The sequence below is a fragment of the Bordetella sputigena genome, assembly GCF_965137885.1.
Classification (GTDB): Bacteria; Pseudomonadota; Gammaproteobacteria; order Burkholderiales; family Burkholderiaceae_B; genus Bordetella_C; species Bordetella_C sputigena.
The window spans coordinates 297,664-322,787 of the sequence record NZ_CBCSCA010000002.1; the positions used below are offsets into that span (position 1 = coordinate 297,664).

27 protein-coding genes are annotated in these 25,124 nt (G+C 66.1%); 12 read left to right on the forward strand and 15 right to left on the reverse strand.

Features of this window, described 5'->3' with window-relative positions; all coding sequences use genetic code 11:
* Window positions 1–4: 4 nt before the first annotated feature.
* A complete protein-coding gene (locus ACNA0R_RS04475) occupies window positions 5–1,210 on the reverse strand; it encodes an MFS transporter (protein WP_415824729.1) in 1,206 nt (401 codons plus the stop codon).
* A 134-nt stretch (window positions 1,211–1,344) separates the two neighbouring features.
* Here ACNA0R_RS04475 and ACNA0R_RS04480 point away from each other — a divergent pair, with 134 nt between their 5' ends.
* Window positions 1,345–2,124: an AraC family transcriptional regulator gene (locus ACNA0R_RS04480; RefSeq protein ID WP_415824730.1), complete on the forward strand. Its 780-nt coding sequence runs from the start codon at window positions 1,345–1,347 to the stop codon at window positions 2,122–2,124.
* A gap of 6 nt (window positions 2,125–2,130) precedes the next feature.
* On the opposite strand, the gene ACNA0R_RS04485 is transcribed toward ACNA0R_RS04480, so the two are convergent.
* The gene (locus ACNA0R_RS04485; protein WP_415824731.1) at window positions 2,131–3,033 is read right to left on the reverse strand and encodes a LysR family transcriptional regulator; all 903 of its coding nucleotides are present in this window, start codon (window positions 3,031–3,033) and stop codon (window positions 2,131–2,133) included.
* 228 nt (window positions 3,034–3,261) lie between these two features.
* Between ACNA0R_RS04485 and ACNA0R_RS04490 the strand changes: the two genes are divergently transcribed.
* Window positions 3,262–4,362 carry a Bug family tripartite tricarboxylate transporter substrate binding protein gene (locus ACNA0R_RS04490; RefSeq protein ID WP_415824732.1) on the forward strand — a complete coding sequence of 367 codons (1,101 nt, stop codon included), beginning with the start codon at window positions 3,262–3,264 and terminating at the stop codon, window positions 4,360–4,362.
* Between the two features lie 77 nt (window positions 4,363–4,439).
* Window positions 4,440–5,648 (forward strand): FAD-dependent monooxygenase, encoded by a 1,209-nt coding sequence (locus ACNA0R_RS04495; protein ID WP_415824733.1) that lies wholly within the window; start codon window positions 4,440–4,442, stop codon window positions 5,646–5,648.
* An 85-nt stretch (window positions 5,649–5,733) separates the two neighbouring features.
* Here ACNA0R_RS04495 and ACNA0R_RS04500 read toward each other — a convergent pair whose 3' ends face one another.
* A complete protein-coding gene (locus ACNA0R_RS04500) occupies window positions 5,734–6,996 on the reverse strand; it encodes a YbfB/YjiJ family MFS transporter (protein WP_415825021.1) in 1,263 nt (420 codons plus the stop codon).
* Between the two features lie 200 nt (window positions 6,997–7,196).
* Between ACNA0R_RS04500 and ACNA0R_RS04505 the strand changes: the two genes are divergently transcribed.
* Window positions 7,197–8,126: a LysR family transcriptional regulator gene (locus ACNA0R_RS04505; RefSeq protein WP_415824734.1), complete on the forward strand. Its 930-nt coding sequence runs from the start codon at window positions 7,197–7,199 to the stop codon at window positions 8,124–8,126.
* Window positions 8,127–8,266: 140 nt separating this feature from the next.
* Here ACNA0R_RS04505 and ACNA0R_RS04510 read toward each other — a convergent pair whose 3' ends face one another.
* A complete protein-coding gene (locus tag ACNA0R_RS04510) occupies window positions 8,267–9,172 on the reverse strand; it encodes a LysR family transcriptional regulator (RefSeq protein ID WP_415824735.1) in 906 nt (301 codons plus the stop codon).
* Window positions 9,173–9,334: 162 nt separating this feature from the next.
* On the opposite strand from ACNA0R_RS04510, the gene ACNA0R_RS04515 reads away from it, so the two are divergent.
* Window positions 9,335–10,207, forward strand: a complete 873-nt coding sequence (locus ACNA0R_RS04515; RefSeq protein ID WP_415824736.1) for an aldo/keto reductase family oxidoreductase — start codon at window positions 9,335–9,337, stop codon at window positions 10,205–10,207.
* A gap of 50 nt (window positions 10,208–10,257) precedes the next feature.
* On the opposite strand, the gene ACNA0R_RS04520 is transcribed toward ACNA0R_RS04515, so the two are convergent.
* Both ACNA0R_RS04520 and ACNA0R_RS04525 read right to left on the reverse strand, forming a co-directional pair.
* Window positions 10,258–11,133 (reverse strand): SDR family NAD(P)-dependent oxidoreductase, encoded by an 876-nt coding sequence (locus ACNA0R_RS04520; RefSeq protein WP_415824737.1) that lies wholly within the window; start codon window positions 11,131–11,133, stop codon window positions 10,258–10,260.
* A gap of 134 nt (window positions 11,134–11,267) precedes the next feature.
* The gene (locus tag ACNA0R_RS04525; protein WP_415824738.1) at window positions 11,268–11,846 is read right to left on the reverse strand and encodes a TetR/AcrR family transcriptional regulator; all 579 of its coding nucleotides are present in this window, start codon (window positions 11,844–11,846) and stop codon (window positions 11,268–11,270) included.
* A 205-nt stretch (window positions 11,847–12,051) separates the two neighbouring features.
* Between ACNA0R_RS04525 and ACNA0R_RS04530 the strand changes: the two genes are divergently transcribed.
* Window positions 12,052–13,011 carry an SDR family oxidoreductase gene (locus ACNA0R_RS04530; protein WP_415824739.1) on the forward strand — a complete coding sequence of 320 codons (960 nt, stop codon included), beginning with the start codon at window positions 12,052–12,054 and terminating at the stop codon, window positions 13,009–13,011.
* A 7-nt stretch (window positions 13,012–13,018) separates the two neighbouring features.
* Here the strand turns inward: ACNA0R_RS04530 and ACNA0R_RS04535 are convergent, their stop codons facing one another.
* Both ACNA0R_RS04535 and ACNA0R_RS04540 read right to left on the reverse strand, forming a co-directional pair.
* Window positions 13,019–13,885 (reverse strand): SDR family oxidoreductase, encoded by an 867-nt coding sequence (locus ACNA0R_RS04535; RefSeq protein WP_415824740.1) that lies wholly within the window; start codon window positions 13,883–13,885, stop codon window positions 13,019–13,021.
* A gap of 161 nt (window positions 13,886–14,046) precedes the next feature.
* Window positions 14,047–14,535 (reverse strand): lipocalin-like domain-containing protein, encoded by a 489-nt coding sequence (locus ACNA0R_RS04540; protein ID WP_415824741.1) that lies wholly within the window; start codon window positions 14,533–14,535, stop codon window positions 14,047–14,049.
* A gap of 210 nt (window positions 14,536–14,745) precedes the next feature.
* Between ACNA0R_RS04540 and ACNA0R_RS04545 the strand changes: the two genes are divergently transcribed.
* On the forward strand, window positions 14,746–15,636 hold the full coding sequence (locus ACNA0R_RS04545; protein WP_415824742.1) for a LysR family transcriptional regulator: 891 nt from the start codon (window positions 14,746–14,748) through the stop codon (window positions 15,634–15,636).
* Here ACNA0R_RS04545 and ACNA0R_RS04550 read toward each other — a convergent pair.
* Both ACNA0R_RS04550 and ACNA0R_RS04555 read right to left on the reverse strand, forming a co-directional pair.
* Window positions 15,608–16,543: an alpha/beta fold hydrolase gene (locus tag ACNA0R_RS04550; RefSeq protein WP_415824743.1), complete on the reverse strand. Its 936-nt coding sequence runs from the start codon at window positions 16,541–16,543 to the stop codon at window positions 15,608–15,610. The genes ACNA0R_RS04545 and ACNA0R_RS04550 overlap by 29 nt on opposite strands.
* 208 nt (window positions 16,544–16,751) lie before the next feature.
* Window positions 16,752–17,726, reverse strand: a complete 975-nt coding sequence (locus ACNA0R_RS04555) for an O-methyltransferase (protein WP_415824744.1) — start codon at window positions 17,724–17,726, stop codon at window positions 16,752–16,754.
* A gap of 21 nt (window positions 17,727–17,747) precedes the next feature.
* Here ACNA0R_RS04555 and ACNA0R_RS04560 point away from each other — a divergent pair, with 21 nt between their 5' ends.
* A complete protein-coding gene (locus ACNA0R_RS04560; protein WP_415824746.1) occupies window positions 17,748–18,422 on the forward strand; it encodes an AraC family transcriptional regulator in 675 nt (224 codons plus the stop codon).
* Here ACNA0R_RS04560 and ACNA0R_RS04565 read toward each other — a convergent pair.
* Window positions 18,383–19,249 (reverse strand): NAD(P)-dependent oxidoreductase, encoded by an 867-nt coding sequence (locus tag ACNA0R_RS04565; protein ID WP_415824747.1) that lies wholly within the window; start codon window positions 19,247–19,249, stop codon window positions 18,383–18,385. The two genes, ACNA0R_RS04560 and ACNA0R_RS04565, sit on opposite strands and share 40 nt — an antisense overlap.
* Window positions 19,250–19,377: 128 nt before the next feature.
* Between ACNA0R_RS04565 and ACNA0R_RS04570 the strand changes: the two genes are divergently transcribed.
* Entirely contained in the window at window positions 19,378–20,001 is a 624-nt protein-coding gene (locus ACNA0R_RS04570; protein WP_415824748.1) for a TetR/AcrR family transcriptional regulator, read from the forward strand.
* Window positions 20,002–20,059: 58 nt separating this feature from the next.
* Here the strand turns inward: ACNA0R_RS04570 and ACNA0R_RS04575 are convergent, their stop codons facing one another.
* Window positions 20,060–20,815, reverse strand: coding sequence for a DUF72 domain-containing protein (locus ACNA0R_RS04575; protein WP_415824749.1), 756 nt, complete (start codon window positions 20,813–20,815; stop codon window positions 20,060–20,062).
* A gap of 206 nt (window positions 20,816–21,021) precedes the next feature.
* Between ACNA0R_RS04575 and ACNA0R_RS04580 the strand changes: the two genes are divergently transcribed.
* Genes ACNA0R_RS04580 through ACNA0R_RS04590 form a run of 3 tightly spaced genes read left to right on the forward strand, consistent with a single transcriptional unit; the run spans window position 21,022 to window position 22,927 of the window.
* Complete coding sequence (locus ACNA0R_RS04580; protein WP_415824750.1) at window positions 21,022–21,600, forward strand: TetR/AcrR family transcriptional regulator; 579 nt, start codon at window positions 21,022–21,024, stop codon at window positions 21,598–21,600.
* Window positions 21,597–22,544 carry an alpha/beta fold hydrolase gene (locus ACNA0R_RS04585; protein WP_415824751.1) on the forward strand — a complete coding sequence of 316 codons (948 nt, stop codon included), beginning with the start codon at window positions 21,597–21,599 and terminating at the stop codon, window positions 22,542–22,544. Before ACNA0R_RS04580 ends, ACNA0R_RS04585 begins: the two co-directional genes overlap by 4 nt.
* Entirely contained in the window at window positions 22,541–22,927 is a 387-nt protein-coding gene (locus ACNA0R_RS04590; protein WP_415824752.1) for an ester cyclase, read from the forward strand. Before ACNA0R_RS04585 ends, ACNA0R_RS04590 begins: the two co-directional genes overlap by 4 nt.
* Before the next feature lie 2 nt (window positions 22,928–22,929).
* On the opposite strand, the gene ACNA0R_RS04595 is transcribed toward ACNA0R_RS04590, so the two are convergent.
* From ACNA0R_RS04595 to ACNA0R_RS04605, 3 genes are read right to left on the reverse strand one after another with little or no spacing between them, the layout of a single operon-like run.
* Window positions 22,930–23,517, reverse strand: a complete 588-nt coding sequence (locus ACNA0R_RS04595) for a DUF308 domain-containing protein (protein ID WP_415824753.1) — start codon at window positions 23,515–23,517, stop codon at window positions 22,930–22,932.
* 17 nt (window positions 23,518–23,534) lie between these two features.
* On the reverse strand, window positions 23,535–24,308 hold the full coding sequence (locus tag ACNA0R_RS04600; protein WP_415824754.1) for a molybdopterin-binding protein: 774 nt from the start codon (window positions 24,306–24,308) through the stop codon (window positions 23,535–23,537).
* Window positions 24,305–25,093 carry a cytochrome b/b6 domain-containing protein gene (locus ACNA0R_RS04605; protein WP_415824755.1) on the reverse strand — a complete coding sequence of 263 codons (789 nt, stop codon included), beginning with the start codon at window positions 25,091–25,093 and terminating at the stop codon, window positions 24,305–24,307. Before ACNA0R_RS04605 ends, ACNA0R_RS04600 begins: the two co-directional genes overlap by 4 nt.
* Window positions 25,094–25,124: the final 31 nt, after the last annotated feature.

Consider the following 25,124-nt stretch of genomic DNA (forward strand, 5'->3'; position numbering starts at 1 on the left):
CGGCTCAGTGATGGCCATGGCCGTGATGGGCCGGCATGTGCCGCGCCCGGCCCGCCAGTCCGCCGAATACCGCCATGACGATGGACAATACGATGCCACCGGCCATCACCGTATTCCAGCTTCCCGCCAGGTCGTGTACCCGGCCCGCCAACGTTGGGCCGCACGCCGCCAGCAGGTAGCCCACGCACTGCGCCATGCCCGACAGCGACGCCGCCTGGTGCGCGCTGGTCACGCGCAGGCTCATGAACATCAGCGACAGGATGATCGCGGCGCCGGAGCCGATCCCGAAAAGGATGGCCCATACCGTGGACCACCCCGGCGCGTACATGAAACCCACCAAGGCGATGCCTATGGTCAGCGCCATCGCCACGGAGATGGCCTTCTGGTCACGCATGCGGCTGACCATGGGCCCGAGCACCAGGCCCGGCACGGCGCAAGCCAGCTGCATCAAGCCATGCACGGAGCCCGCCTGCGCTTCACTGTAGCCATGGGCGATCAGGATGCCCGGCAGCCAGGCCACCAGAACGTAATACAGCAGCGAGTTGATGCCCATGTACAGCGTGACCTGCCAGGCGATCGCCGACCGCCACGTGCGCCCGCCGTGCGGCATGGCCGCCGTCCCTTTCGCCGGGGCGGTATGCGCGCCGAGTTGCGTGCTCCAGATCGCCAGCGTGACCAACGGCAGCACGATGACCGCGCCCAGCGCGGCGCGCCAGCCATAGGCGTTGCTGAGCGGCACGGCCATGGCCGACACCCCGGCCGCGACGGCGCCCATCATCAGGGCGCACATCCCCGTCACGGTGGGCACCCTGGCCGGGAAGTCGCGCTTGACCAGTCCGGGCAGCAGCACATTGGCCACGGCAATGCCGGCGCCAATGGTCGCGGTGCCGACGTACAAGCTCCACAGAGGACCGAACCAGCGAATGATTATCCCGGCCGCGATCACCAGCAGCGCGCCGAACAGCGCCCGTTCGATGCCGTGGGCGCGCGCGAGCAAGGCCGCGAAGGGCGAGATCACGCCGAACGCCACCAGGGGTAGCGTCGTGAGCAGGCCCGCCTGGGCGCGCGTCATGCCGTAGGTGGACTGGATCATACCGAGCATCGGCGCCACGCCGGTAACCGGCGCCCGCAGCACGCAGGCGATCAGCAGCAATCCGGTGAGCAGCAGGAGCGGCCTTGCAACGGGAAGGCGTACCGTTTCTGTAGACATAGGAATAGCGCTAAAAGCGAAATGAAGAGCCAGACCGCAACCATACGCGTAAACCCTTACAAGGAATTTAGCTACTATGCCAATAAATCTCTAAATTCTGACAATCAGACCGAGATCTTCCCAGGATCCCGCCCATGCTTCTGGACAACTTCTCAATCTCCTCCAGCCTGGAAAGCGCCGGCCCCGTGGTCGGCATACGCCTGAAGACGGACGACCATGGCAGCGAGGTGCCCGTGCACCACCACCGGCAGGGCCAGTTGATTCTGGCCATGCAAGGCGGCGTGACCTGTGAAGTCGCCGGCGCCATCTGGATGGTGCCGCCGCGCTACGCGGTATGGGTGCCAGGCATGATGCCGCACAGCATCCGGGCCACCGCGAACGCCCGTATCTGCTACCTGTATGTCCAACCCGGCGCGGCCCGGCTGCCTGCCGAATGCTGCACGCTGGCGATTTCCCAGCTGGTGCATGCCTTGATCCTGGACATGGCCGACCAGCCACCGGATTACCACGCGGACAGCCGTACCGGGCGCAAAGCCGCCCTGCTGCTGGAAGAACTGGCGGTCATGCCCGTGGAGCGCCTGCACCTGCCGGTCTCCGACGAACCGCGCATGCGGCGCATCGCCACCATGCTGTCCAACGACCCCGCCGACCGCCGCACCCTGGCGGAATGGGCCAGCCTGGTCGCCATGAGCGAACGATCGCTGGCAAGACTGGTGCGCCAGGAAACCGGCATGACTTTCGGTCGTTGGCGCCAGCAGTTGCATCTGATCGTCGCGCTGCGGCAATTGGCCGCCGGCCAGTCCGTGCAGCGCGTGGCCGAAGAACTGGGCTACGAGTCGGTCACCGCCTTCATCACCATGTTCAAGAAATCGCTGGGCAAGCCGCCGGCAAAGTACTTTGCGTCGATAAGCTGAAGAAGTTCAGCCGCCGGCCGGCATATGGCTGCGCGCCACGTCGGCGAACACGGCGGCGAACTGGTCGACCACCGGCGACGCCGGACTTCCCGCGCGCGTAATGCAGTAATAGTCCAAGGTCACCGCCGGCGTCACGGTCACAAAGCGCACGCGCCAGCGTGAACGGGCCAAGGCGGAGAAGGACGGCACGACGGCCCGGCCCAGGCCTGCCTCCACCAGCGCCATCGCGGTCTCCAGATGCGTAACCGTACGCCCGACCGGGCCGCCGCCGGGCGGCACCCGCAGCTTGCGATCGACCAATTGCTGGATGGGATTGCCGCGCGGCAAGGAAACCAGGCCTTGCGGCTCGATGTCTTCCCACGGGATGGTCGCCGCGATGCGCCGCGTGCCTGGCGCGACGGCCAGCACGGGATGCCACTGGAACAGGGAACGTCGGCGTATTCCCGATACGCGATTGAAGAAAGCGCCGAAGCCGGCGTCCAGCTCGCCACGTTCCACCTGCCCTTGTATCAGGCTGCGATCGAGATCCGCGACCTCGACGTCCGCATGCGGCATCGCCGTGCGAAAGCGCCGCAGCACCTCCGGGATCACGCTGCAGGCGATCAATGGCGTGACGCCGATACGCGCGCGATTCCGGCCGGGCCGCTCCACGCTGGCGATCGCCGCCGCCGCGGCACCCAGGTCGTGCAGCACGCGCTCCACCACGGGCAGGAACTGCTCCCCTGCCCGCGTCAGGCGGACGGTACGCGTGGTGCGTTCAAACAACCGGCAGGCCAGTTGTTCCTCCAGTTCGCGCACCATCGCGCTCAGGCCTGCCTGCGTGATGTGGAATTGCTCGGCGGCCTTGGTGAAGCTGGAATGGCGGGCCACCGCCAGGAACGCCTGCAATTGACGCGAGGAAAGATTCATGACATCGATCGAAGCGAAACGGGGCACGCCCCCGGAATACGGCGACATGCGCGTGACAACCGCGGCAGATTAACAAATTCTTGTTGTTAACCAAGAAGATAATGCAGTTTCACTTATGTAAGGCCCTTTGGTGAAATACCGGCTGCATACACGTTCCGCGCGATGACGTCGGAACGGCGCGCCCACTCGAGGCCGTGCCCCTCCCTATAAGAACGATTGGAGACACTCATGATAAGGACGACCGCCCGCGCGCACCGCGCCAGGCCGCTGCCGGCCACCCATAGCGCAGTTGCGGAATACCGCTGGCCTGCCTCGCGGTGGGGGCACGGCCGGCGCCTGGCCGCGCTGGCAATGCTGGGAATCGCGGGTCTGGCGACAACGTCCGCGGTGCTGGCCGCGCCCGAGGCAGCAGCCGGCCCGGCAACGACGGCCGCCGGTTATCCCGCGCACCCCATTACGCTGGTCGTACCATTTCCGCCGGGCGGCCCGACCGACAGCAGCGCCCGCCTGTTCGGCAAGGTCATCGGAGAACGCCTGGGCCAGGCCGTCGTCGTCGAAAACCGCGCCGGCGCGGGCGGCACGGTGGGAACATCCACCGTAACGCGGGCGCGCGCCGACGGCTATACCCTGCTATGGGGCGGTACCAGCAGCATGGTGGTCGCACCGGCGCTCTATACCAATCTGCAGTACGACCCCATCAAATCGTTCACGCCCATAGGCATGGCGGTGCGGGGCCCGCTGATTCTGGTCGGGCGCCCGGACTATCCTCCGCGGACCCTGGCCGAGCTGGTCGCTTATGCCAAGGACCACCGCGTAACGGTGGCTTCGGCCGGCACCGGCTCCATCGGCCATCTTGGCGCGGAGCTCTTCAACAAGACGGCCGGCACCAGCCTGCTGCACGTACCGTATCGCGGCGGCGCGCCCGCCATGACGGACGTCATGGGTGGCCAGGTCGACCTGCTGTTCGATACCGTCACCCTGCTTTATCCGCAGATCGAGGCCGGCAAACTGCATGCGTACGCGACCACGGGCGCACAGCGTTACGCCAAGCTGAAGGACATCCCCACCGTCGCCGAAGCGCTGGGGCAGCCCTTTGAAGCCTATTCCTGGTTCGGCCTGCTGGCGCCGGCCGGGACGCCGCCCGGCGTGGTGGACACGCTGGCGAACGCCCTGGCGGCCGCGGCGCAAGACCCCGGCGTCATCCGGCAGATGCAGGAGCTGGGACTGGAACCCGTAGGCGGCACGCCGCAGGCCTTTGCACAGGCGATCGCGGGGGATCTGGCCAAATGGACCGATATCGTCAAGCGCGCCAACGTCAAGGCGGATTGAAGCGACGCCCATGATTCATGCCCGCGGCGCCGCGCGAGCGATACATCACTTAAGGATTTCCGATGCAAGGCAGTAGCGTGAACCCTCCTCATATCCTGATCGCCGGCGCCGGCCTGGGCGGCCTGGCCGCCGCGCTGGCGCTGCTGCGCCGCGGCTTCAAGGTGCGGATACTGGAACAGGCGCCGCAGCTGCGCGAACTGGGCGCTGGCATCCAGCTCAGCGCCAATGCCAACCGCGCCCTTTTCCAGCTTGGCCTGGGCGATGCATTGGACCGCGTGGCCAGCGCGGCCGCGGGCAAGCGCATACGCCTGTGGAACAGTGGCCAGACCTGGCCGCTGTTCGATCTGGGCGCCGAATCCATAAGCCGGTACGGCTATCCCTACCTGACGATCTATCGCGCCGATCTGCATGCCGTGCTGGTCGACGCCGTGCGGGCGATGGATCCGCTGGCCATCGAGCTGAACGCCCGTGTCGTATCCACGCGCCAGGACGAGGACGGCGTCACGGTGACCCTGGCCGACGGCAGCACGCGGCGGGGCGATATCCTGGTGGGGGCCGACGGCGTGCATTCGCGGGTGCGCGCCGATTTGTTCGGCGCCGATGAGGCCGCGTTTTCCGGGACCCTGGCGTGGCGCGGGGTCATTCCGGCGACGCGCCTGCCGGCGCACCTGCGCGAACCCTATGCGGTCAACTGGGTAGGCCCCGGCGCACACGTGATCCACTATCCTCTGCGTCGCGGCGAACTGGTCAACTTCGTGGGCATCCTGGAACGCGACGATTGGCAGGTCGAGTCCTGGACGCAGCAGGGAACGATCGAGGAATGCCTGCGGGACTTCGCCCGCTGGCACGAGGACGTGCACACCTTGATCCGCGCGCTCGACCAGCCGTTCAAATGGGCGCTTATGCTGCGTGAGCCCCTGCCCGTATGGAGCCAGGGCCGCATCACGCTGCTGGGCGATGCCTGCCATCCCACCTTGCCCATGCTGGCTTCGGGCGCGGCGATGGCCATCGAAGACGGCTATATCCTGGCGCGCTGCCTGGACGAACTGGCGGGAGATCCCGCTGTCGCGCTGGCCCGCTACGAAACGCTGCGCAAGGAGCGCACCACGCGCGTGGTGCGCGGGTCCGCTGAAAACGCACGCCGCTTCCACAATCCCGCGCTGGCACACGCCGAAGGCGCCGCCGCCTACGTCGAGCGCGAATGGAACGAGGACCGCGTGCGTGAACGATACGAATGGCTGTTCACCTACGACGTCGACGCGGTTCGCGTCGACCGGGCCGCGTAGGCCGGGCCGCGTAGGCCGGGCCGCGCAGGCCGGGCCGCGCAGGCCGGTTGGTGCATGACCGCGGCACGGGTCGCCGCCCCATCGCTCATCCGCGGCGGCCCCACACCAGGTCGATCGCCAATGCCAGCACCATGGACACGGTGCCGATGACGAACAGCAGAATGTAATTGCCGCCGCTTCGATTGAACACGAAGGACAAGGCATAGGCGGCCACCGCCTGGAACAGCGCGAAGCCGACCGTCGCGGTACGCCAGGCCGGATTGCGGTGCGTGGGGTGATGCGCCAGCAGTTCATGGACCCGGCCCAGCACGAGCGGCACCGTGCCCGTCACGAAGGCGCCGACCACCACGCTGGATGCCATCAGCCAGCCATCGCCCAGCCCCAGCGCGGGTATCAGCACGCCCGCCGCCTGCAGGGTAAAGGCCACCCGCAGCGCGCGGCCGAATCCGGTCCGATCGGCCATGGCGCCGGCCAGCACCGGTCCCACCGTCGCGCCGATACCGAATAGCACCCAATACTCCGCCCCGGCCTGCAAGCCCTGCCCCAGGCCGCGCGTTACGAAATCCACCAGGAATATCATATGCGGCACCCAGCCGGCGGCATTCAGCGCGTACTCGACGTACAAGGCGCGCAGCGACACGATGCGCGGAGCACGATGATGCCGCGCGGCGGCATGGGCCGCTTCCCGCGCGGCTGGGACCGTATCGGCGGGAGCGGCGGCGGAGACGCCAGGGACGCCGGCGGCGGCGGGCGTGGCGCCGGGCCACCCTTTCCAGGCGATCGCCGTCGCCACCAGCGCCAGCACGCCCAGGCCCAGCCAGGTGTCTTGCAGGCTTTGCCGCAGCAGCAGCGGCACCAGCGTGCCGGAAGCGACGACGCCCACACCCACGCCCATGAAGATCACCCCGCCGGCCAGGCCGCGACGCGCCGCCGGCACCAGCGGCAGCACGGTAGGCGCGGCCAGCACCATCAGCCCGCCGCCGGCCAGCCCGGACAGGAAGCGCCAGGCGAAGAACCAGGAAAAGGAAATCGGATAGGCACAGGCGAAAAACCCGATCGTCGCCAGTACCATCATTCCGCGCAAGGTCACCGCGATCGGCAAACGCGCCGCGATGGGCCGCGCCAGCAAGGCGCCCGCCAGATAACCCGCCAGGTTCGCCGCCCCCAGGTAGGCAGCCACGGACGCGTCGAACCAGTGCGCGCCGATGATCGCCGGCAACAACGGGGTATAGGCGAAACGGGCCAATCCGATGCCCACCAGGCTGGCGCAAAAACCCGCCAGGGTCGCCCACCGGGCGCCGACGGCGCGCGTCCCGATCGTGGAATCCGCCCCGATGCCGTTCTTCATACCCGCCCGCGCATCGGCCTTCGTATCGCGGCCGTCGGCTGCCATGACCCTGTCCATGATGCTGTCCCGGATATCCGATGCAGGCAGCTTACGCCCCGCCGCCTATCTCCAGAAGCGAATTGATCAGATACCAGCTATCTGCCGTGCAGATAGCCGTGCTACGCTGCGCGTATCGATGCAAACCCGGAAAAGGTGCAGCCATGGATGTAGCCGATCTCAAAACCCTGGCTGCCGTCGCGCGGCACGGCAGCATGAACAAGGCAGCCAGCGAGCTGCATACCGTGCAATCCAACGTCACCGCCCGCATCCGCGCCCTGGAAGACGAACTGGGCGTGCCGCTGTTCCAGCGCCATGCGCGCGGCGTCACCATCACGCCCGCGGGCCAGCGCATGCTGCCCTTCGTCGCGCGCATCGCCAAGCTGCTGGCCGAAGCCCGGGCCGCCGCGCAAGACGACGGCGAGCCGGGCGGCGCGCTGGTACTGGGCGGCCTGGAGACCACCACCGCATTGCGCCTGTCGCCCCTGCTGATCGAGTTCGCAAGAACCTATTCCGCCGTACGCCTGACGCTGAACACCGGCACCACGGCGAGCCTGCTGCGCGACGTGGTGGAATGCCGGCTGGAAGGCGCTTTCGTCAGCGGCCCGGTCAACCATCCCGACGTGCACCAGGAAACCATCTTCACGGAACAACTGGTGCTGGTCAGCAGCCCGGCGCTGCGATCGATGAAAGACCTGGCCAAGGTGGTCGAACTGAAAACCATCGTATTCAGCGGCGGCTGCTCCTATCGCCAGCGGCTGAACACGCTGCTGGCCAGCATGGGCGTCGTCGCCGCGCAACCGCTGGAATTCGGTTCGCTGGACGCCATCATCGGCTGCGTCGCCGCCGGCGTGGGCGTGACGCTGCTGCCCAAAGGCGTCGTCGCATCGGCCTTCGAGGCAGGCCGCGTGTCGATACACCGCTTGCCGCCCGAACAGGCGCGCGCCGAAACGCTGTTCGTCCGGCGCATGGACGGCTATGTATCCAGCGCGCTGACCGCCTTCCTGGCGCTGGCCCGGCGCTTTCACCAGATCCCCGAAAAAGACCGGGCGCCGGTGCCGATCTCGACGCTGGCGCCGCGCAAGCGCGCTTGAGCCGCAGCCCCCCTCCGCCATGCTGAAGAGCGGCCTGCTGAAAGACGGCCTGGCCGTCGAAAAGCGGTATGGGTGCCCGTATGGCGCGAGGCCCGGCGACCTATTCAATCCCCGCGAACGCGCCGCCCTTGCCATTTCGTTCAGGAAAAAGCCGGGCGCTTGATGAAATCGACAAAGGCCTTCAGCGGCGCCGGCATCAAGCGCCTGCCCGGGTAGTACAGATAGGGTCCGGAAAAGCGTGGCCACCACGGCTTCAGGACGGGCTCCAGCGCTCCTGATTCCAGGTGGGGACGCAACCACTCCTCGAACAGGTAGACGATCCCGCCGCCGCTCACCGCCACGTCAACCGCCAGGTCGACCGCTCCGCCTATCCGCACGATCAGCGGTCCGGTCGTCTCCACACGGACGGTCTCGCCGTCGCGCTCGAACTGCCAGGGCGGCATGGCCCCGCTGGGGAACCGCCCGCGCAGGCAGGCGTGCTCCATCAGGTCCCGCGGATGGCGCGGGCGTCCATGGCGCTCAAGGTAGGCCGGCGCGGCGGCCGCGGCCATGCGCTGTACACGCGGGCCGATCGGCACGGCGATCATGTCCTGTTCCAGGCGCTCTTCGTAGCGTATCCCGGCGTCGCAACCCGCGGCGAGTACGTCCACGAAGCTCTCCTCGGCCACCACGTCCAGCAGTATTTCCGGATACTCCTTCAGGAATGCCGGCACGATAGCCGGCAGGACCAGCCGCGACGCGCTCATGGGGACGTTCAGCCGCAGCGTGCCGGCCGGCCTGTCGCGAAAGCCATTCACGGTATCCAGGGCGGCTTCCATCTCGGTCAGCGCGGGCCCCAGGCGTTCAAGCAAACCCGTGCCCGCTTCCGTGGGCGCGACGCTGCGCGTCGTGCGGTGCAGCAGGCGCACGCCGAGTTGCGCCTCCAGCCGGCGCACCGCTTCGCTCAACCCGGAAGCACTGCCGCCATTCAGCCGCGCCGCGTCGCGAAAGCCGCCGGCGCGCGCTACCGCCACGAAGGCGTTCAAATCGTTCAGGTCGACTTTCAATGTCCGCCCCTTTGCACAGTCCCGGCTTGCATGGCGACGCCCGGAACGTCGAGTGAGTGATTGTTCGCCATTCCGCACAAGCCGTATGGATTGTATGGGATTATCACAAGGTCCGGCATTGGCTATCTTGCATGGGTCATCCAAACCATCGGGAAATTCACCATGTCCATCATCGATCAAGCCGGTACCTGCGCCGTCGGCCATCGCACCGTCAAGCGCCTGGGATATGGCGCCATGCAGCTGGCCGGCCCTGGCGTATTCGGTCCACCCAAGGATAAGGCGGCGGCGCTGGCCGTGCTGCGCGAAGCGGTCGCCGCCGGCGTGGACCACATCGACACCAGCGATTTCTACGGCCCGCACATCACCAATCAATTGATCCGCGAGGCGCTTGCGCCCTACCCCGACGATCTCCTGATCGTCACCAAGATCGGCGCCCGGCGCGGCGACGATGCTTCCTGGTTGCCGGCGTACTCGGCGCGCGAACTGACGCAGGCCGTGCACGACAATCTGCGCAATCTCGGCCGCGACGTCCTCGACGTGGTGAACCTGCGCATCATGTTCGACACGCACAGCCCCGCCGAAGGGTCGATAGAGGAGCCGCTCTCCATTCTGGCCGAGCTGCAGCGGCAGGGGCTGGTCCGCCATATCGGGCTGAGCAACGTCACGCCCACGCAGATCGCGCAGGGACGCGGCATTTGCGACATCGTCTGCGTGCAGAACCTGTACAACCTGGCGCACCGCGCGGACGATGCCTTGATCGACGACCTGGCCCGCGCCGGGATCGCCTATGTACCATTCTTCCCGCTGGGCGGCTTCAGCCCGCTGCAATCGTCCATCCTGTCGGATGTCGCCCATCGCCTGGACGCCACGCCCATGCAAGTGGCGCTGGCCTGGCTGCTGCGGCGCGCGCCCAATATCCTGCTGATCCCGGGCACGTCGTCGGTGGCACACCTGCGCGAAAACCTGGCCGCGGCGCGGTTGCAACTGCCGGCGGACGCGATGCACGCGCTGGAGCGCGTGGGCGCGCCGGCCTGAGTCCGAGTGTGCGGGTGGCCACGGTCGCGGCCCGTGGCCGCGACGACCCGTTACTTGAACTTCTTCAACTCATCCAGGCCCGCCGGCAGTTGCACGCCGGGGAAATGCGTGGACAGAGTGGTCGAACGCCATTCCGCCAACTCCTTGGCGCGTTCCGTCTCCGCCTGTTCGCAGATATAAAGCGCATCGCCGCCCAGCAACAGGCGCAGCGGCAAATCGTCACGACGCGATAGCTCGACGATCAGCGCGGCGATTTTCGCGGGGTCGCTCAGCTCATGGCCCGCATACGCGCCAAACAGCTTCAGCACGCGGCCGACCGACGGCTCATAGTCGCCCAGCTCGACGCCGCCGGGGGGCCTGGCCGTGCTGGCCCAATCCGTACGCATACCGCCCGGCTCGAGCGTGCAGACCTTGACGCCCAGGTGCGCCACTTCTTTCGCGACGACATCGCTGAAGCCGCCTACCGCCCACTTCGCCGCCTGATACGCCGACAATCCGGGCGTGGAGGTACGGCCGCCCACGGAAGAGATCTGGAAAATATGGCCGCGGCGGCGTTCGCGCATCAGCGGAATGACGGCCCGGGTCAGATTGACGACGCCGAACAGATTGGTTTCGATCTGGTCGCGGAAGCTGTCCGGATCCATTTGCTCGAAGGGCACGGCGTGGCCGTAGCCGGCATTGTTCACCAATACATCGAGCCGGCCGTAGGCCTGCAGCGCGGTATCGACGGCGTGCCGCGCGGCCGCGGCGTCCTTCACATCGAGCGCGACGGGACGAATGCGGTCCCCGTAGCGATCGACGAGATCCGCCAGGCGCGCGGGGTCCCGGGCGCCGGCGACCAGGCGATCGCCGGCGGCCAGTACCGCCTCGCTGATGGACCGGCCCAGGCCGCGCGCGGCGCCGGTAAGTAGCCAGACTTTGGACATGATTGACTCCTTGAAGTGCTGCAAAGAATTAAATGGTTGATTACTCACTCATTAATCAGGCATCCGGCACAGGTCCACATGCCACCTCGGAAAGACCGTACCGAGCGCGAGCCGGATCGCGCTGAACAAGGACTTCAGTGCGCCTTCAACACCGCCCACAAGGCCCGAAAGCCCTGATCCCGATAGACCTCCGTCCGCGCCGGGTCGCCGGCGCTGTACTCCATCGCGGTCTCCGCCAAGGAGGAGAACAGCGCCGACCGGTAGGCCTGCAACTGCTCCGGCGGCAGGCCCGCGCTGCTTCCGGTACGTTCGCGCATCATCGCGCTGATCTCCCCGAAGCCTTCGGCGCCGGCGATCCGGTTCCGCTCCTCGATACGCCCGCTGATACTCAACTGCCGCAAGGCCTGCCGGGCGTCGGGATTGGCCAGGCCCCAGTCGATATAGGCGTTCCATGCATGGCGCGCCCGACGCTCCAACGACGCGCCCCGAGGAAAGCCATCCAGCATTGCTTCGCGCATTCCGGCCTTCAGGCTCAGGTACAGCTCGTTCAGCAAAACATCCTTGCTGGCGAAATAGGTGAAGACAGTGCCTTCCGCGACACCCGCCAGCCTGGCGATCCGGGCCGTCGTCGCGCCCGGCCCATCGGCCGCCAATGCCTGCGCCGCGGCGGCGAGTATCGCCTCGCGCTTATCCTGACTGCGGGGACGTGCCATGGACCGACCAATTAATGAGTGATTGCTCAATCATACGTCCATGTCACGCGGCATGCAAACCCCGGTCCTTGCGGCGATGCGACGGCGTCGTTCCGGCCAGCGCGGCCAGCGCGCCATGGCGATGGGAATGCACATTGCTGAACGGCGGACTTCGCGGGCCGCTTGCGGCGGCCCGGCCACTCCCGATATCCGCGGATCAGTCATCATGCAAACCGAATCGAACCTCACCGTTGTCCTGACCGGCGCGTCCAGCGGCATCGGCTACGCCACCGCGCAGGCTTTCGCTCGGACACGCGCGAATCTGGTGCTCGCCGCGCGTGAGCCCGCCGCGCTCGAACGCGCCGCCGAGACATGCCGACGCGCGGGCGGTACGGCCCTGGCCGTGCCCACCGACGTCACCGAGCCCGATCAGGTGCTCGCGCTGGCCGAACGCGCGATACAGGCATACGGCCGCATCGACGTCTGGATCAACAACGTGGGCACCGGCGCGGTCGGCCGCTTCGAGGAAGTCCCCGTCCAGGCGCACCGCCGCGTCATCGAAGCCAATCTATTGGGTCATATGTATGGCAGCCACGCCGTGCTGCCGCACTTCCGCCGCCAGCGCCGCGGCGTGCTGATCAATATGATCTCGGTCGGAGGCTGGGCCGCCGCGCCGTATGCCGCCTCCTACGTGGCGAGCAAGTTCGGCCTGCGCGGCTTTTCGGAATCGCTGCGGGCCGAACTGGCCGACGTACCCGGCGTGGCGATATGCGAGGTCTATCCGACCTTCGTCGACACCCCCGGCGTGCGCCACGGCGCGAATTATTCCGGCAAGCGCCTGCGCCCCGCCCCGCCCATGCTGGACCCGCGCCAGGTCGCCGCGGCATTGGTGACGCTGGCCCGCCGCCCGCGGCCATCGACCCTGCTGGGCAGCGTGGCGTGGCCGGCGCGCGTGGCGCATACGCTGGCGCCCGATCTGTCGGCCGGCATTACGCGACGCATCATGGACATGGCCTTCAGGGCGGCGAAACCGGCCCCCATCACCGAGGGGAACCTGTATTCCCCGTCGACCGGGCATGGCATCGACGGCGGCTACCGGCAGAGCGCCAGGTCGGGCGCGACGACGCGCCTCATCAAACTCGGCGCCCTGGCCGTGACGGCCTTGGCCTTGTGGCGGGCCCTTTAGAAAGGGCTCAGATGATAGGCGCGCCGCCGGTGACCGCGATCGTGGCGCCCGAAATATAACTGGCCTCGTCGGAAGCCAGCATCACATAGGCGACCGCCAGCTCGGCCGGCTGGCCGGGCCGCTTCATGGGCACCTGGCTGCCGAACTGTTCCACTTTTTCCTTCGGCATGGTCGACGGGATCAAGGGCGTCCAGATCGGCCCCGGCGCGACGCAATTCGCCCGTATGCCCTTTTCCGCCAGCATCTGGGCCAGCCCGGCGGTGAAGTTCTGGATCGCGCCCTTGGTGGCGGCGTACGCGAGCAGCCCCGGATTGGGCTTGTCCGCGTTGATCGACGTCGTATTGACGATGGCCGCGCCCGGCTTCATGTGCTTGACCGCCGCGCGCGTGATGCGGAACATGGCGCCGATGTTGGTATCGAAGGTCTTGTCCCACTCCTCGTCGCTGATGTCCTCGATCGACGGGTAGGTCATCTGGTAGGCGGCATTGTTGACCAGCACATCCAGCCTGCCGAATTCCCGCACCGCGCGCTCGACGATTTCATTGCAATGCGCCGGATCCGTGATGTCGCCGCTCAGCAGCACCGCCTTGCGGCCGGCTTCTTCCACCCAGCGGGCGGTCTCGCGCGCGTCATCGTGTTCGTTCAGGTAAGCGATGAGTACATCCGCGCCTTCGCGCGCATAAGCGATGGCCACCGCCCTGCCGATGCCGCTATCCCCGCCGGTAATGATCGCCGCCTTGCCGGCCAGGCGCCCGGACCCGCGATAGGACTTCTCGCCGTGGTCGGGCTGCGGCGTCATGCCGGCCGTGCGGCCGGGCGTTTGTTCCTGCTGCTGATCCGGAAAAGGCGGTTTCGGCTTCTGTATATCGGTCATGACGGTCTCCAATACGGACAAACAAGCGCACGCCCGCAAGCGTGCCGACTGCCCGTCATAGCAACCGTCGGACCCGCGCGCCCAATCCAGCACGACAGTGACCGGCACGTGGGCCGGTCGCCGAGCCGCTACGCGGGCGCAGTGAGCGTGCGCCCTGCCGGCTATTTCACCCGCTGCCACTCGATGCGGATCCTGGTCCCGTCCGGGCGCCGGAAGTCCTCCGTCATGCGATCGCCGGCGACCGCCAGGGTCAGGTCATTGCGGGTGCGCACGCTGCCGACCCAGTTCGGGAAAGTGGACCCGTCCACCCGGTTGCCGCTGAACTCGCCGTTTTCGTCGACCGTATAGGTGCCGAAGAAGCCGATGCCACTGGCCATGGCGGCACGGTTCTCGGCGTCCGTGCCTTCGCCACGCGCATTGGAGGCGAATCGCGGCAGACTTGCGTCCGTCAGGACTTCAATGAAGCGCATATCGGAAGTGAAGGCCAGCAGGCCGTTGGGCTTTTCTCCATAGGCGGGCACGTTCCTGCCATCAGGGTCGAGCTGCGCCGATACCATGCGCCAAGTGCCTAGCACCTGATTGGGCGTCCGCCCCCCGGCGCGGACCGCGCCCGCGAGCGCCATGGAAAGAATGATGATCGAGGTGGTCATCGGGATGGTCTTCAAGATCACTGTGTCGCCTCCGGTGTTGTCCGGGCCCGCCGGCGCGGGGCCTGGGCCTCGGACAGCCCGCGCTTCCGCACTACCGCCCAGCGCCAGGATCGGCGCCACGGCCACCAATCTATTTGGTGCACGCGACCAATACAATGGGTCTATTTATTCATGCTCTATTGAGCAAAACTCATTGATTGGCGTGTCACCATGAAACAGCCGACGCTGGCGGAGCTGACCGCATTTCTGCGCGTAGCGGAGCACCTGAACTTTCGGCGTGCATCGATCGCACTGGGCGTCTCGCCCTCCGCGCTCAGCCACGCCATCAAAGGTCTCGAAGCACGCATAGGCACGCCCCTGATCAAGCGCACGACGCGCAGCGTGGCGCTGACCGAGGCCGGGCAACGCCTAGCGCAACGCCTGCAGCCGGCTATCGCCAGCATCGGCGACGCCTTCACGGAGCTCGCCGAGGCGGCCGGCACACTGACGGGGCGCATTTGCATCAGCACCATGGAATACGGCGGCCGGCTCCTGCTCGAAAACGCCGTGACCGATTTCCAGGCGCTGCATCCGGAAGTGGAATTCGAAATCCGCGTCGACCACGCGCTGGTCGACATCGTCGCCGGCGGCTGCGATGCCGGCGTCCGCTTCCGCGACCAGGTGCCGCCCGACATGATCGCCATACCGATAGGCCCGCCCGTGGCCATGGTGGCGTGCGCCGCGCCCTCCTACCTGCGCGGCCGGCCGCCCGTGGCGCAACCGCATGACCTGCTGTCTCACCGGTGCATACGCCAGCGGCTGTCCAGCGGCGCCATCCACCGCTGGCGATTCGAGCACGATGGCCGTGGCATTACCATCGACCCGCGGGGGCCGCTGATCTGCAACAACCTGAGCCTGATCGTCCTGGCGGCGCTACGCGGACTGGGTATAGGCTTTGTCCCATCCAACCACGTCGCGCCCTACTTCGAATCCGGAGCGCTGACGCCGCTGTTGGGCGATTTCAGTCCGCCATTCGACGGCCACTGTCTGTACTACCCTCGCAGCCGGCATCATGCGCCGACCTTCGCGGCGTTTATCGAGCACGTACGTTCGCGCGCATGAATCCGGCCAGCTCGCCGTTGAAGCGGCTCGCGTCCTCGTAGAAAGTGGCGTGGCCGGCATCCTCATACAGCGACAGCCGTGCCTGCGGAATCTTCGAAACGGTGTACTCGCTCATCGCCACGGCCGAGATCTGGTCGTGACGGCCATGGGTCGCCAGCACGGGCACCTTCACCCGCTGCAAGGCCGCGTCGTAGTCGGCGGGCCGTCCGCCCAGCAGCTTGCGCACCGCCACGGGCGTTTCATTGTTGAAGCGCACCATCTCGGCCATGGCCGCGGGCGCGGGCTGCTTTTCGAAGCACGCATGCAGGAATGCCTCGGTGCCGCGCTGCGCCTTGGCCGGGTCGTCCGACAACATATCCAGCAACAAGGCAAAAGAACGGCCCAGCGTGCTGCGGTCGCCGGTAGACGTCGCGGCGACGTAGTTGATGGCGCTCAGCCCCTGGTCGCCATAAACGGTCAGATAGTCGTTCACGACGCGCCCGCCATACGACCAGGGGACCACGCAGGGCTTGCCCTTGCAGGTGGCGTCGATCACCGACCGCAGATCGTCGGCCCACTTGCGCCCGTCCTTGTAGGCCTCCGGGACCAAGGGTTTGTCGGATGCCCCATGTCCGCGCAGGTCATAGGCCACCAGATGGAATTCACGCAGCAAGGCGGGATCCTGGAGCTGCCTTTCCCAGCTCTCGTGGCTTTGCGAAAAGCCGTGGACGAAAACGATGGGCGGGCCCGCCCGATTGCCCGCCTCGAACACGGCCAGGCGCACGCCGTCGCTCGCCGACGAAGTAATCATGCGCCGCTGCAAACCGTTGACCTGTTGCGCCCAGGCCATCGGCGTCACGGCGCCCGCCGCCATCAGCGCGCAGGCCTGCTGCAGTATGCGGCGGCGCGCCTTATTGTCCGGTGCCATCGTCGTCTCCTTTGTTGTCATGGCAGTTGCCGCGCGACCGTACAGCGCCACGTCGCGGCATTGCACGGCCGCCCGGCGGCGACGTAAGGCTATGCGGGAACTGCGATGGCCGGAAATGAAAAATATCTAGGGAAACAATCGATAGTGTCGATGATGCGCACCCAAGGAGCGGCAACGTCACTTCGAACCGAGCCAGGCAGCCGCGGTCTCATCGCGTGACAACGGTGAACTCATTGCCCCGGCCCTCACTGGTCGGAATAGGCTGAGATAGATACCCATTCGCGGGATCCCGCACGTAGGCCAGGTATTCGTTGTCACAATCGACCGCGTTCTCGGCAAGGATGGGCGTGCCGGCCATCAGGTGCGGTTCCAGCAGTTTCAGCACCGGCAGATACAGGCTGAAAGCGCCATCGAGCAGCACCATGTCGACCGGTCCGCCGATACCGATGTCCATCAGCGTTTCCCGGGCATCGCCCACTCTGATATCCACCAGATCGGCCAGACCCGCCGCGCGCAGATTGGCCCGCGCCCTTGCCGCCTTGCTGGGTTCGAGCTCGGTGCCGATAAGTTGTCCGCCGCCCATGTCCCGCAAGGCCGCGGCCAGATGGATAGTCGAAATGCCCATCGACGTTCCGAACTCGACGATCCGGGTCGCCTTCCGCGCGCGCGCGCATTGGTACAGGAAGCGACCGTATGCCGGCGTCACGCTCAGGAAATTATCGACATAGCCGCGGTAGACGCCACGCAGATCACGATGTTCCTCGGCGAATATCTCCGCCATCGTATCCTCGAGCGACTGCCGCGACAGCCTGGCGCTGAATTGTTCGACCAGTGCGAGGTCGGCCTCCTCGGCTTCCTGAAAAAGCCGCTGCAGGATCTGGGCGACAGGTCCGGTGCTCAATGTATCCATGAGGATTCCCCAACGGCGATGGCCCGATCCGATCGCCATCCCGCCATGGTAGAAAGCACGCGTCTTGGCGACATTGGGAAATAAGGCCAAAATATTCGGAATTCCTGCCAAACGTGGCTCTGCCCCATGCCTGTACTGACCACGCTTCCCGACGCCGTCGAATGGGTCGACCCAGACTTGGTACAGCGCCCGGTGGTAACCATCGGCGCCGCCGGCATCGACGTGGCCACCCTCGACACCGACGGCTCGAATCAAATAGAGAAGGATTTCCACCGGCACCGCAAGGGGCAGCTAATGCTGCTATTGCGCGGCGTGCTGACTTGCGAAGTGAAAGGCGCCCTATGGATCGTCCCGCCACAGAGCGCGATGTGGGTGCCGGGCGACGTGATGCACAAGATCACCGCCGCCGGCATGATCGATGTCTACGTCACTTTCATTGATCCGGCAGCCGCCTCGCAACTGCCGCCGCGGTGCTGCGCGGTCAGCACCACGCCGCTTTTGCGGGAACTGATGGTCCGTTCCGCCAGCCTGCCGGTGCTGTACGCAGAAGAAGGACCGGAAGCGCGGCTGGCCGCCCTGCTGCTGGACGAACTGGCGGCCGCGCCGATCGGAAACCTGCACCTGCCCATGCCGGCCGATGGGCGCCTGCGCAAGATCGTCCAGGCCATACTGGACGTGCCCTCGGACCGCGGCACGATGCGCAGCTGGGCGCGCCGCATCGGCCTGAGCGAACGTACGCTGGCCCGACTGCTTACCGAGGAAACCGGCATGAGCTTCGGCCGCTGGCGGCAGCAGCTGCACCTGATGCTGGCGGTGAAATGGCTGGCCACCGGCGCGCCGGTCCAGGACGTCGCCAACAGGCTGGGCTATGAAAGCGCCGGCAGCTTCGTGACCATGTTCCGTAAAGCGCTGGGGACCTCGCCGGCGCGCTATGTGGCCGAGCGGCGGGCCGGCGTACGTATGGTGTAGTCGGCCATCACCGACCAGTCCTTGTCACCGCCGCCGGCGTTCACCGCTGCCGTCATCTGCCCACGCACGGCGTCCAGCATGGGCAAGCCGCGGCCCAATTCCGCGGCAGCCGCTTCGGCCAGCCGCAGATCCTTCAGTCCCAAAAAAGCCTTGAATCCGGGTTCGTAGCGGTCCTGCGCGATGTTGGCGGAATACACCTGATAAGAGCGGCTGCCGAACAGGGTGTTCAGGATCAGCTCGAAGAAGCGGTCGCGCGCCACCCCGTTGGCCTCGGTCAAAACCACCGCCTCGGCCATGGCCTCGATCGCCATGGTGATCATCATGTTGCAGGCGATCTTGGCGGCATGGGCCATGGGCGGCTGCTCGCCCATCTCCCAGATACGCTTGCCTATGACTTCCAGCGCCGGCCTGGCCTTGTCCAGCGCGGCCGGAACACCGGCGGCCAGGATATTCAGCTCCCCCTTTGCCGCGACATCGGGCCGCCCCAGCACCGGCGCGGCCACGTAGTCTATGCCGGCGCTACGGTGGCTTTCCACCAGCGCTTTGGCGAATGCGACGGAGATCGTCGACGACACCACGTGCACAAGACCTGGCCTGGCTTGGGCAAGCACACCGCTGTCCAGCAAGACACCGCGGATGGCGGCGTCATCGGACAGCATGGTAAACGCGATATCGCCCTGCAGCACGCGCGCCGGCGCATCCACCATGCCTACGCCCTCGACCTGCCCGCCGGAGCGGTTCCACGCCGTGACCGTATGCCCCGCCGCCGCAAGGTTGCGCGCCAGCTCACGGCCCATGGCGCCAAGGCCGATCATTCCGATTTCCATTTCGACTCTCCACGGTGAACGCCACGATATATATATCGAATGGTACATTAATTGCCAGGAGACGACGCCCGTCGATGAGTTATGTATCATTTAGTATATTTATGAGGCCAGCTCTCAGGGAACAAAACATGGCGACAATGGGACGTCCCCGTACCTTCGATCGTGACAAGGCGGTCGAACAGGCAATGCATATTTTTTGGGAACATGGCTACGAATCGACGTCGCTGAGCCAGCTGAAAGCGGGCATGGGCCAGGGTATCTCGGCGCCGAGTTTCTATGCCGCGTTCGGCTCCAAGGAAGCGTTGTTCCAGGAGTGCGCGCAGCGCTATCTGTCCACCTATGCCCGGGTGACCGAGTGCCTGTGGGAAGACGCTTTGCCGCCCCGCGACGCTATTGAAACCGCGCTGCGCCGCTCCGCCGCCATGCAGTGCGGACGGGGCCATCCCAAGGGCTGCATGGTCGGCCTCGGCGTCATGAGCGCGACATCCCCGGAAAATGCCGGGGTTACCGCGCCGTTGGCGCGGTCGCGCGCACGAACGCGCGCCGGAATCGCCGCCTGCGTGCAGCGGGGCATCGACAGCGGTGAACTCGGGCGCGACGTCGATGTCCGCGCCTTGTCGACGGTATTCGACGCATTCCTGACGGGATTGTCCACGCTGGCGCGCGATGGCGTACGGCACTCCGCCATGGATACCGCCATTACCCACATCATGTCGGTCTGGGATGCGTCCAGGACAAACGCCGCCGAATAGCGCGGCCGGCGGTGAATAAGCCCTAGCCCGTCGTCCGAGCCGGCCCCGCGGGGCCGGGTCAAACCTTCAACTGCCGCATCAGCGCCAGCGCGTTCGGCAGCGCGGCTCCGCGCGCGGTATTGTCGAAAATGCACCAGACCGCCCTGCTTTCATCGCGTGCCTCGCGTATGCGCGCCGCGACCGCTTCGATGAACGCGTCATCGTAAGCCGAATAATACATGTCGGGCGCGCCGTGCAAGCGTATGTAAAGCATCGACGGATCGCCCACGGGCTCCGCCCCGGCCACCGGCAACGGGTGCGCACGCACACAGGCGATTCCGGCATCACGCAACAGAGCGGCGCCCTGCGGGGTGAACCAGCTGGGATGGCGCGGCTCGCAGGCCACAGGCACGGGCGTCGATGCTCGCAGCAAGTTGAAAAAGGCGCGCGCCTGCCGCGTTTCGAGCGCCAGGCTGGGCGGCAGTTGCACCAGGATGCACCCCAGCTTGCGCTCCAGGGCCGCGACCTCTCCGAGAAAGGCGCGTAAAGCCTCCCCGGATCGCCGCAAGCGCGACTCGTGCGTAATGGCTTTGGGCAGCTTCACGCTGAAGCGGAAGGCATCCGGCACGCTGCCGGCCCAGCGGGCATAGGTCTTTGCCTGATGCGAACGATAGAAAGAGGAGTTGATCTCCACGCAGGGGAACACCCGCGCGTATCGCTCCAGGTGGCTTCCCTCGGCGGGAAAGGGAGCGCTGTCCTGCGCCGACAGCGACCAGCCGGCGCAACCCACCAGCGCGGACGACGTCGCTACTGCGAAATGGTTCGAACGAATCATGGGACGGGCAAAAGCCGGAAGAAATCTTTCCCGATCGCATATCCCGTTCCCGCTCCCTATACCGGACGGCGCACAGGGCAAGCGCAATGGCTTGCGGAACAACGCCTCTTTATTTGGAAACGAACATTTCCTATAATGCTTCAATGATATCCAACGACGCTCAGGCTCCACGCCCCCGCTCCCCCGGACGCCCCCGGGAATTCGACATGCCCGCCGTCCTCGACAGCGCCGTGCGTATCTTCCGCGAGCGGGGTTATCACGCCACGTCGATCGCCGATCTCAGCGACGTAACCGGCCTTACCGCCGGCAGTCTCTATAAGGCTTTCCAGGATAAGCGCGGCCTGTTCGTCGCCGCCTTCGATCGCTACGTCGAACAACGCAGCCACGAGCTGCGGCGGCGGCTGGATGCGCAACCCGACGGCCGCGAGAAAATCCGCGCGCTGCTGCATTTCTATGCCGAATCGTCGCAAGGCGAAGAAGGCCGGCGCGGCTGCTTGGTCGTGGCCAGCGCCACGGCCTTGTCCACTTTCGATATGGACGTTGCCGCGCGCGTCGAAGCCAGCCTGCGGCGCATCCAGGACCTGCTGCGGACACTATTGCGCGAAGGCCAGCACGACGGTTCGATAGCGCCTGGCATATCCGTCCCGGCCACGGCCGGCGTGCTACTCGCGATCCTGCAGGGATTCCGCGTCATCGGCAAATCCGGGCGCACGGCGCAAGAAATGCGGCGCGCCGCGGACGAAGCCATGCGAATGCTATGCCAACCATCAGGAAACCCCTCATGAACGCTCCCCACCCTACGCGCGTCCTCGACTTCGGACCAGCCTCGCTGCCGGATGCCCGGCTGGACGGTGTCGAACACCGCTTCCAGACCATCGACGGCATCCGCATGCACTACGTACAGGCCGGCGGCCGCGACAAGGAAACCGTGGTGCTCGTCGCGGGCTACCCGCAAAGCTGGTACGCATGGCGCAAGATCATTCCGGCACTGATGGACCGCTATCACGTCATCGCGCCGGACCTGCCCGGACAAGGCGATTCCGATCGGCCACTGGAAGGCTACGACACCCGAACCCTGGCCGAGCGCCTGCATGGCCTGCTCGCCAGCCTGGACCTGCGCCGGTACTACCTGGCCGCCCACGATGTCGGCGCATGGGTCGCCTATCCTTATGCGATGCTGTTCGGCGATGAAGTACAGCGGCTTGCCCTGTTCGACGCCGGCATCCCGGGGATCACCTTGCCGGATGCCCTGCCGACGTCGCCCGATCGCGCCTGGCGGACCTGGCACTTCGCCTTCCATGCGGTGCCGGATCTTCCGGAGCTGCTGATCTCCGGCAAGGAAGACATCTACCTGGACTGGTTCCTGCGCCGCAAGGCCGCCAGCCCGCAAAGCTTTACGGAGGCGGACATGGCCGAGTATCGGCGTGTCTTCACCAAGGAAGGCGGCCTGCGCGCCGGGATGGCCTATTACCGGGCGGCGCAACTGTCGGCGCGGCAGAACCGTGAACTGAACAGCAAGGGCCGGCTGCGGATGCCGGTCCTGGCGGTCAGCGCCGACCAGGGCTCCATCCCCGACATGGCCGGACCGCTGCGGGCCTATGCCGACAACCTGCATGGCGCCGTCATCGCCCATTGCGGCCATTTCATCCCCGAAGAACAGCCCGCCGCCGCCGCGGCGGCGCTGCTGGACTTCTTTGGCAACGACCAGCCCACGGAGAAGCGCGCATGACGAAGACGGAACTGGAAGCCATCTACCGCGATTACATCGCCTGCCTCAACGAACAGGACTGGGAAGTCCTGCGACGTTTCGTCCATGACGACGTCCGGCACAACGACAGGCCGCTTGGCGTCGAAGGATATCGCGCCATGCTCGAAAAGGACTACGAGCAAATACCCGATCTCCATTTCAATGTCGAGATCCTGATTGCCGATCCACCGCGCCTGGCCTGCAGGCTGCGCTTCGACGTCACGCCCGAAGCCGATTTCCTTGGACTTCCGGTGCATGGCCGCCGCGTGTCCTTCTGCGAACATGTCTTCTATGAGTTCCAGGACGGCCGGATCCGGAAGGTATGGTCGGTCATCGACAAGGCCGCCATCGAAGTGCAGCTCTGAACTCACGACATGCTGGCGGCCTTGCGACGCAGGCTCACGAACAGCCATACGGCCGACACAAGAAAATACACCGCGCCCACCGCGGCATATCCCGCCACCCTGGTGATCGACATGGACGCCAGCACCGGCGTGCGGGCCTGCAGAATGAAGAAGGCGCCGGCAAGCGCCGACTGCGCGCCGCTCAGTATCATCGCCCATTGCGCGCCATAGCTTTTCCAGCGCCGGACCGCGGTCCCCAGCTGCAGCAGCCCCGAAAGAATCGCCCACACGCCGAACACCGCGAGCACCGAGTTCGTCGTCATCCGCAGCGCGATGATGACGGCTGCCGTCGTTACCAGACTGACGGCGACATTGATCGCCTGCGTGCGGTTCCCGGCCAAGCCGCCGCTGCGTGCCGCATCGATGTAATTCGCCACCGCGTCCCAGGCCGGATATAGCGCCAGCAGGATCGCCGCGATCATCGGCGATTGTTGGCCCACCGTGAATGCGGCGGCCACCCATACGGCCGAAACAAGGGCTCGGATGAAGTAATAGGTTTTCAGCCACTGTTCCTGGCTGGGGCCTGTATAGCCCAGGCGAATGTCAGTCATAAGATATCCTTGCGAGTTCATATTCCGGCGTACCACTCGTAACCCCGGTCTTCCCAATAGCCACCATTGCCGCCCCATAAGGCGGCGTAGCTGTCCACGATCTCGATGCGCATGATGTACTTGGCCTGCTTGTAGCCCAGCTGCCGTTCGACCCTGAGACGCAGCGGCGCGCCATGGCCCACCATCAGGTTCCGGTCGTTCATGGCGTAGGCCAGTATGGTCTGCGGGTGGTACGCATCGATAAGATCTATGCTTTCGTAATAGCGCCCGCTGCCGTCCAGCGTCTTCTCCAGTTCGTCGGCGCAATGGAACACCACGTATCGGGCGCCGGGCTTCGGACCCGCCGTCGCCAGGATGGTCGACAGCGGCACACCCGTCCATTTGGCAATGGCGCTCCAGCCTTCGACGCAATCATGGCGCGTGATCTGCGTACGCGCCGGCAGCTTGCGCAGATCGGCCAGCGAAAACGCCTGCGGCCGATCCACCAGGCCGTCGACCTTCAGACGCCAGTCGACGAAGTCGCCGTCCAGCAGTTGCGCATACTCCTTGCTATCCGGCGCGCTCGTGCCGTTCACGCGAAATGACGGAGAAATATCGGCCTCCGAAAACTCGCGGGCCAGCGCGTGGCGCCCTTGCAGCAGTCTCTGGGTCTTCATCGTCAGCCCTTCGGCGGAACGGATGACGCCCTCGATACCGGGATCCTGTACCGCGGCGTCGCAGCCGGTCAGCACCAGCGCGCCCGCGCCCAGGGTGCCGCCGAACAGAAAGCGGCGGCGTGTCAGCTTGTTCATGCGTCTGGCTCCTGCCGGCGGATGGCATAGCGGCCCGTGATCATCGAACGCATGTTGTTCCACAGGCCCGACAGGACGACCATGGCCACGTGCACGACGACGAACAGAACGATCAGCGATGCGGAAATGAAGTGCAGCGCGCGAGCGGACTGGCGACCGCCGAACATATCCAGCAGCACCGGGAAGATCGCGTCCACACCCGGCGACATGGTCAGGCCCGTCAACACCATCAAGGGCAACAGCCCGGCGATCACAACGATATAGGTCAGCCTCTGCAGGGCGTTGTAGCGCCGGGCTTCCTCTCCGGATGGAAAGCGCAGGCGGGCATGGTCGATGATCTCGCGCCAGAGATGCCGGGGCGCGAGATCACGCCGGCCAGGCGCCAGGTCGCGGCGAAAATGCCCGCTCAGAATGCCCCACGCCAGGTAGACCAGACCGTTGATGAAGAAGGCCCAGGCAAAGAAAAAGTGCCAGCGCCGGCCTACGGCCAGGTCCTGATACGACGGCAGCGTCAGCCAGGCGGGAAAAGCCCGCGGCGTCCATTCGCCATCCACCTTCGACACGCCCAGCACGCCGGTCGTGGACACGGACAGACTGCCGATCTTCAAGAAACCGCGCGGCTCGCCGTTGCCGTCGGTCGCGCCTACTTTCAGGAAGGCGGGATCGTCGTCCGCGCCGTACTGGCCCCAATGCAGTTGCGGATAGGCATTGAATATCTGCAGCCCGCTGAAAAGCAGGAAGCCCAGGCACAGCACGTTCAGCCAGTGCGTCAGCCGTACGGCCACGGAGTGCCGCCGGACAAGCACGGTCCGCTCG

Bases quoted from the DNA above. Each gene is read 5' to 3' on its own strand.
- ACNA0R_RS04475 (WP_415824729.1), bottom strand. From the start codon at position 1,210: ATGTCTACAGAAACGGTACGCCTTCCCGTTGCAAGGCCGCTCCTGCTG.
- ACNA0R_RS04480 (WP_415824730.1), top strand. From the start codon at position 1,345: ATGCTTCTGGACAACTTCTCAATCTCCTCCAGCCTGGAAAGCGCCGGC.
- ACNA0R_RS04485 (WP_415824731.1), bottom strand. From the start codon at position 3,033: ATGAATCTTTCCTCGCGTCAATTGCAGGCGTTCCTGGCGGTGGCCCGC.
- ACNA0R_RS04490 (WP_415824732.1), top strand. From the start codon at position 3,262: ATGATAAGGACGACCGCCCGCGCGCACCGCGCCAGGCCGCTGCCGGCC.
- ACNA0R_RS04500 (WP_415825021.1), bottom strand. From the start codon at position 6,996: ATGAAGAACGGCATCGGGGCGGATTCCACGATCGGGACGCGCGCCGTC.
- ACNA0R_RS04505 (WP_415824734.1), top strand. From the start codon at position 7,197: ATGGATGTAGCCGATCTCAAAACCCTGGCTGCCGTCGCGCGGCACGGC.
- ACNA0R_RS04515 (WP_415824736.1), top strand. From the start codon at position 9,335: ATGTCCATCATCGATCAAGCCGGTACCTGCGCCGTCGGCCATCGCACC.
- ACNA0R_RS04520 (WP_415824737.1), bottom strand. From the start codon at position 11,133: ATGTCCAAAGTCTGGCTACTTACCGGCGCCGCGCGCGGCCTGGGCCGG.
- ACNA0R_RS04525 (WP_415824738.1), bottom strand. From the start codon at position 11,846: ATGGCACGTCCCCGCAGTCAGGATAAGCGCGAGGCGATACTCGCCGCC.
- ACNA0R_RS04530 (WP_415824739.1), top strand. From the start codon at position 12,052: ATGCAAACCGAATCGAACCTCACCGTTGTCCTGACCGGCGCGTCCAGC.
- ACNA0R_RS04535 (WP_415824740.1), bottom strand. From the start codon at position 13,885: ATGACCGATATACAGAAGCCGAAACCGCCTTTTCCGGATCAGCAGCAG.
- ACNA0R_RS04540 (WP_415824741.1), bottom strand. From the start codon at position 14,535: ATGACCACCTCGATCATCATTCTTTCCATGGCGCTCGCGGGCGCGGTC.
- ACNA0R_RS04545 (WP_415824742.1), top strand. From the start codon at position 14,746: ATGAAACAGCCGACGCTGGCGGAGCTGACCGCATTTCTGCGCGTAGCG.
- ACNA0R_RS04550 (WP_415824743.1), bottom strand. From the start codon at position 16,543: ATGGCACCGGACAATAAGGCGCGCCGCCGCATACTGCAGCAGGCCTGC.
- ACNA0R_RS04560 (WP_415824746.1), top strand. From the start codon at position 17,748: ATGCTGCTATTGCGCGGCGTGCTGACTTGCGAAGTGAAAGGCGCCCTA.
- ACNA0R_RS04565 (WP_415824747.1), bottom strand. From the start codon at position 19,249: ATGGAAATCGGAATGATCGGCCTTGGCGCCATGGGCCGTGAGCTGGCG.
- ACNA0R_RS04570 (WP_415824748.1), top strand. From the start codon at position 19,378: ATGGCGACAATGGGACGTCCCCGTACCTTCGATCGTGACAAGGCGGTC.
- ACNA0R_RS04575 (WP_415824749.1), bottom strand. From the start codon at position 20,815: ATGATTCGTTCGAACCATTTCGCAGTAGCGACGTCGTCCGCGCTGGTG.
- ACNA0R_RS04580 (WP_415824750.1), top strand. From the start codon at position 21,022: ATGCCCGCCGTCCTCGACAGCGCCGTGCGTATCTTCCGCGAGCGGGGT.
- ACNA0R_RS04585 (WP_415824751.1), top strand. From the start codon at position 21,597: ATGAACGCTCCCCACCCTACGCGCGTCCTCGACTTCGGACCAGCCTCG.
- ACNA0R_RS04590 (WP_415824752.1), top strand. From the start codon at position 22,541: ATGACGAAGACGGAACTGGAAGCCATCTACCGCGATTACATCGCCTGC.
- ACNA0R_RS04595 (WP_415824753.1), bottom strand. From the start codon at position 23,517: ATGACTGACATTCGCCTGGGCTATACAGGCCCCAGCCAGGAACAGTGG.
- ACNA0R_RS04600 (WP_415824754.1), bottom strand. From the start codon at position 24,308: ATGAACAAGCTGACACGCCGCCGCTTTCTGTTCGGCGGCACCCTGGGC.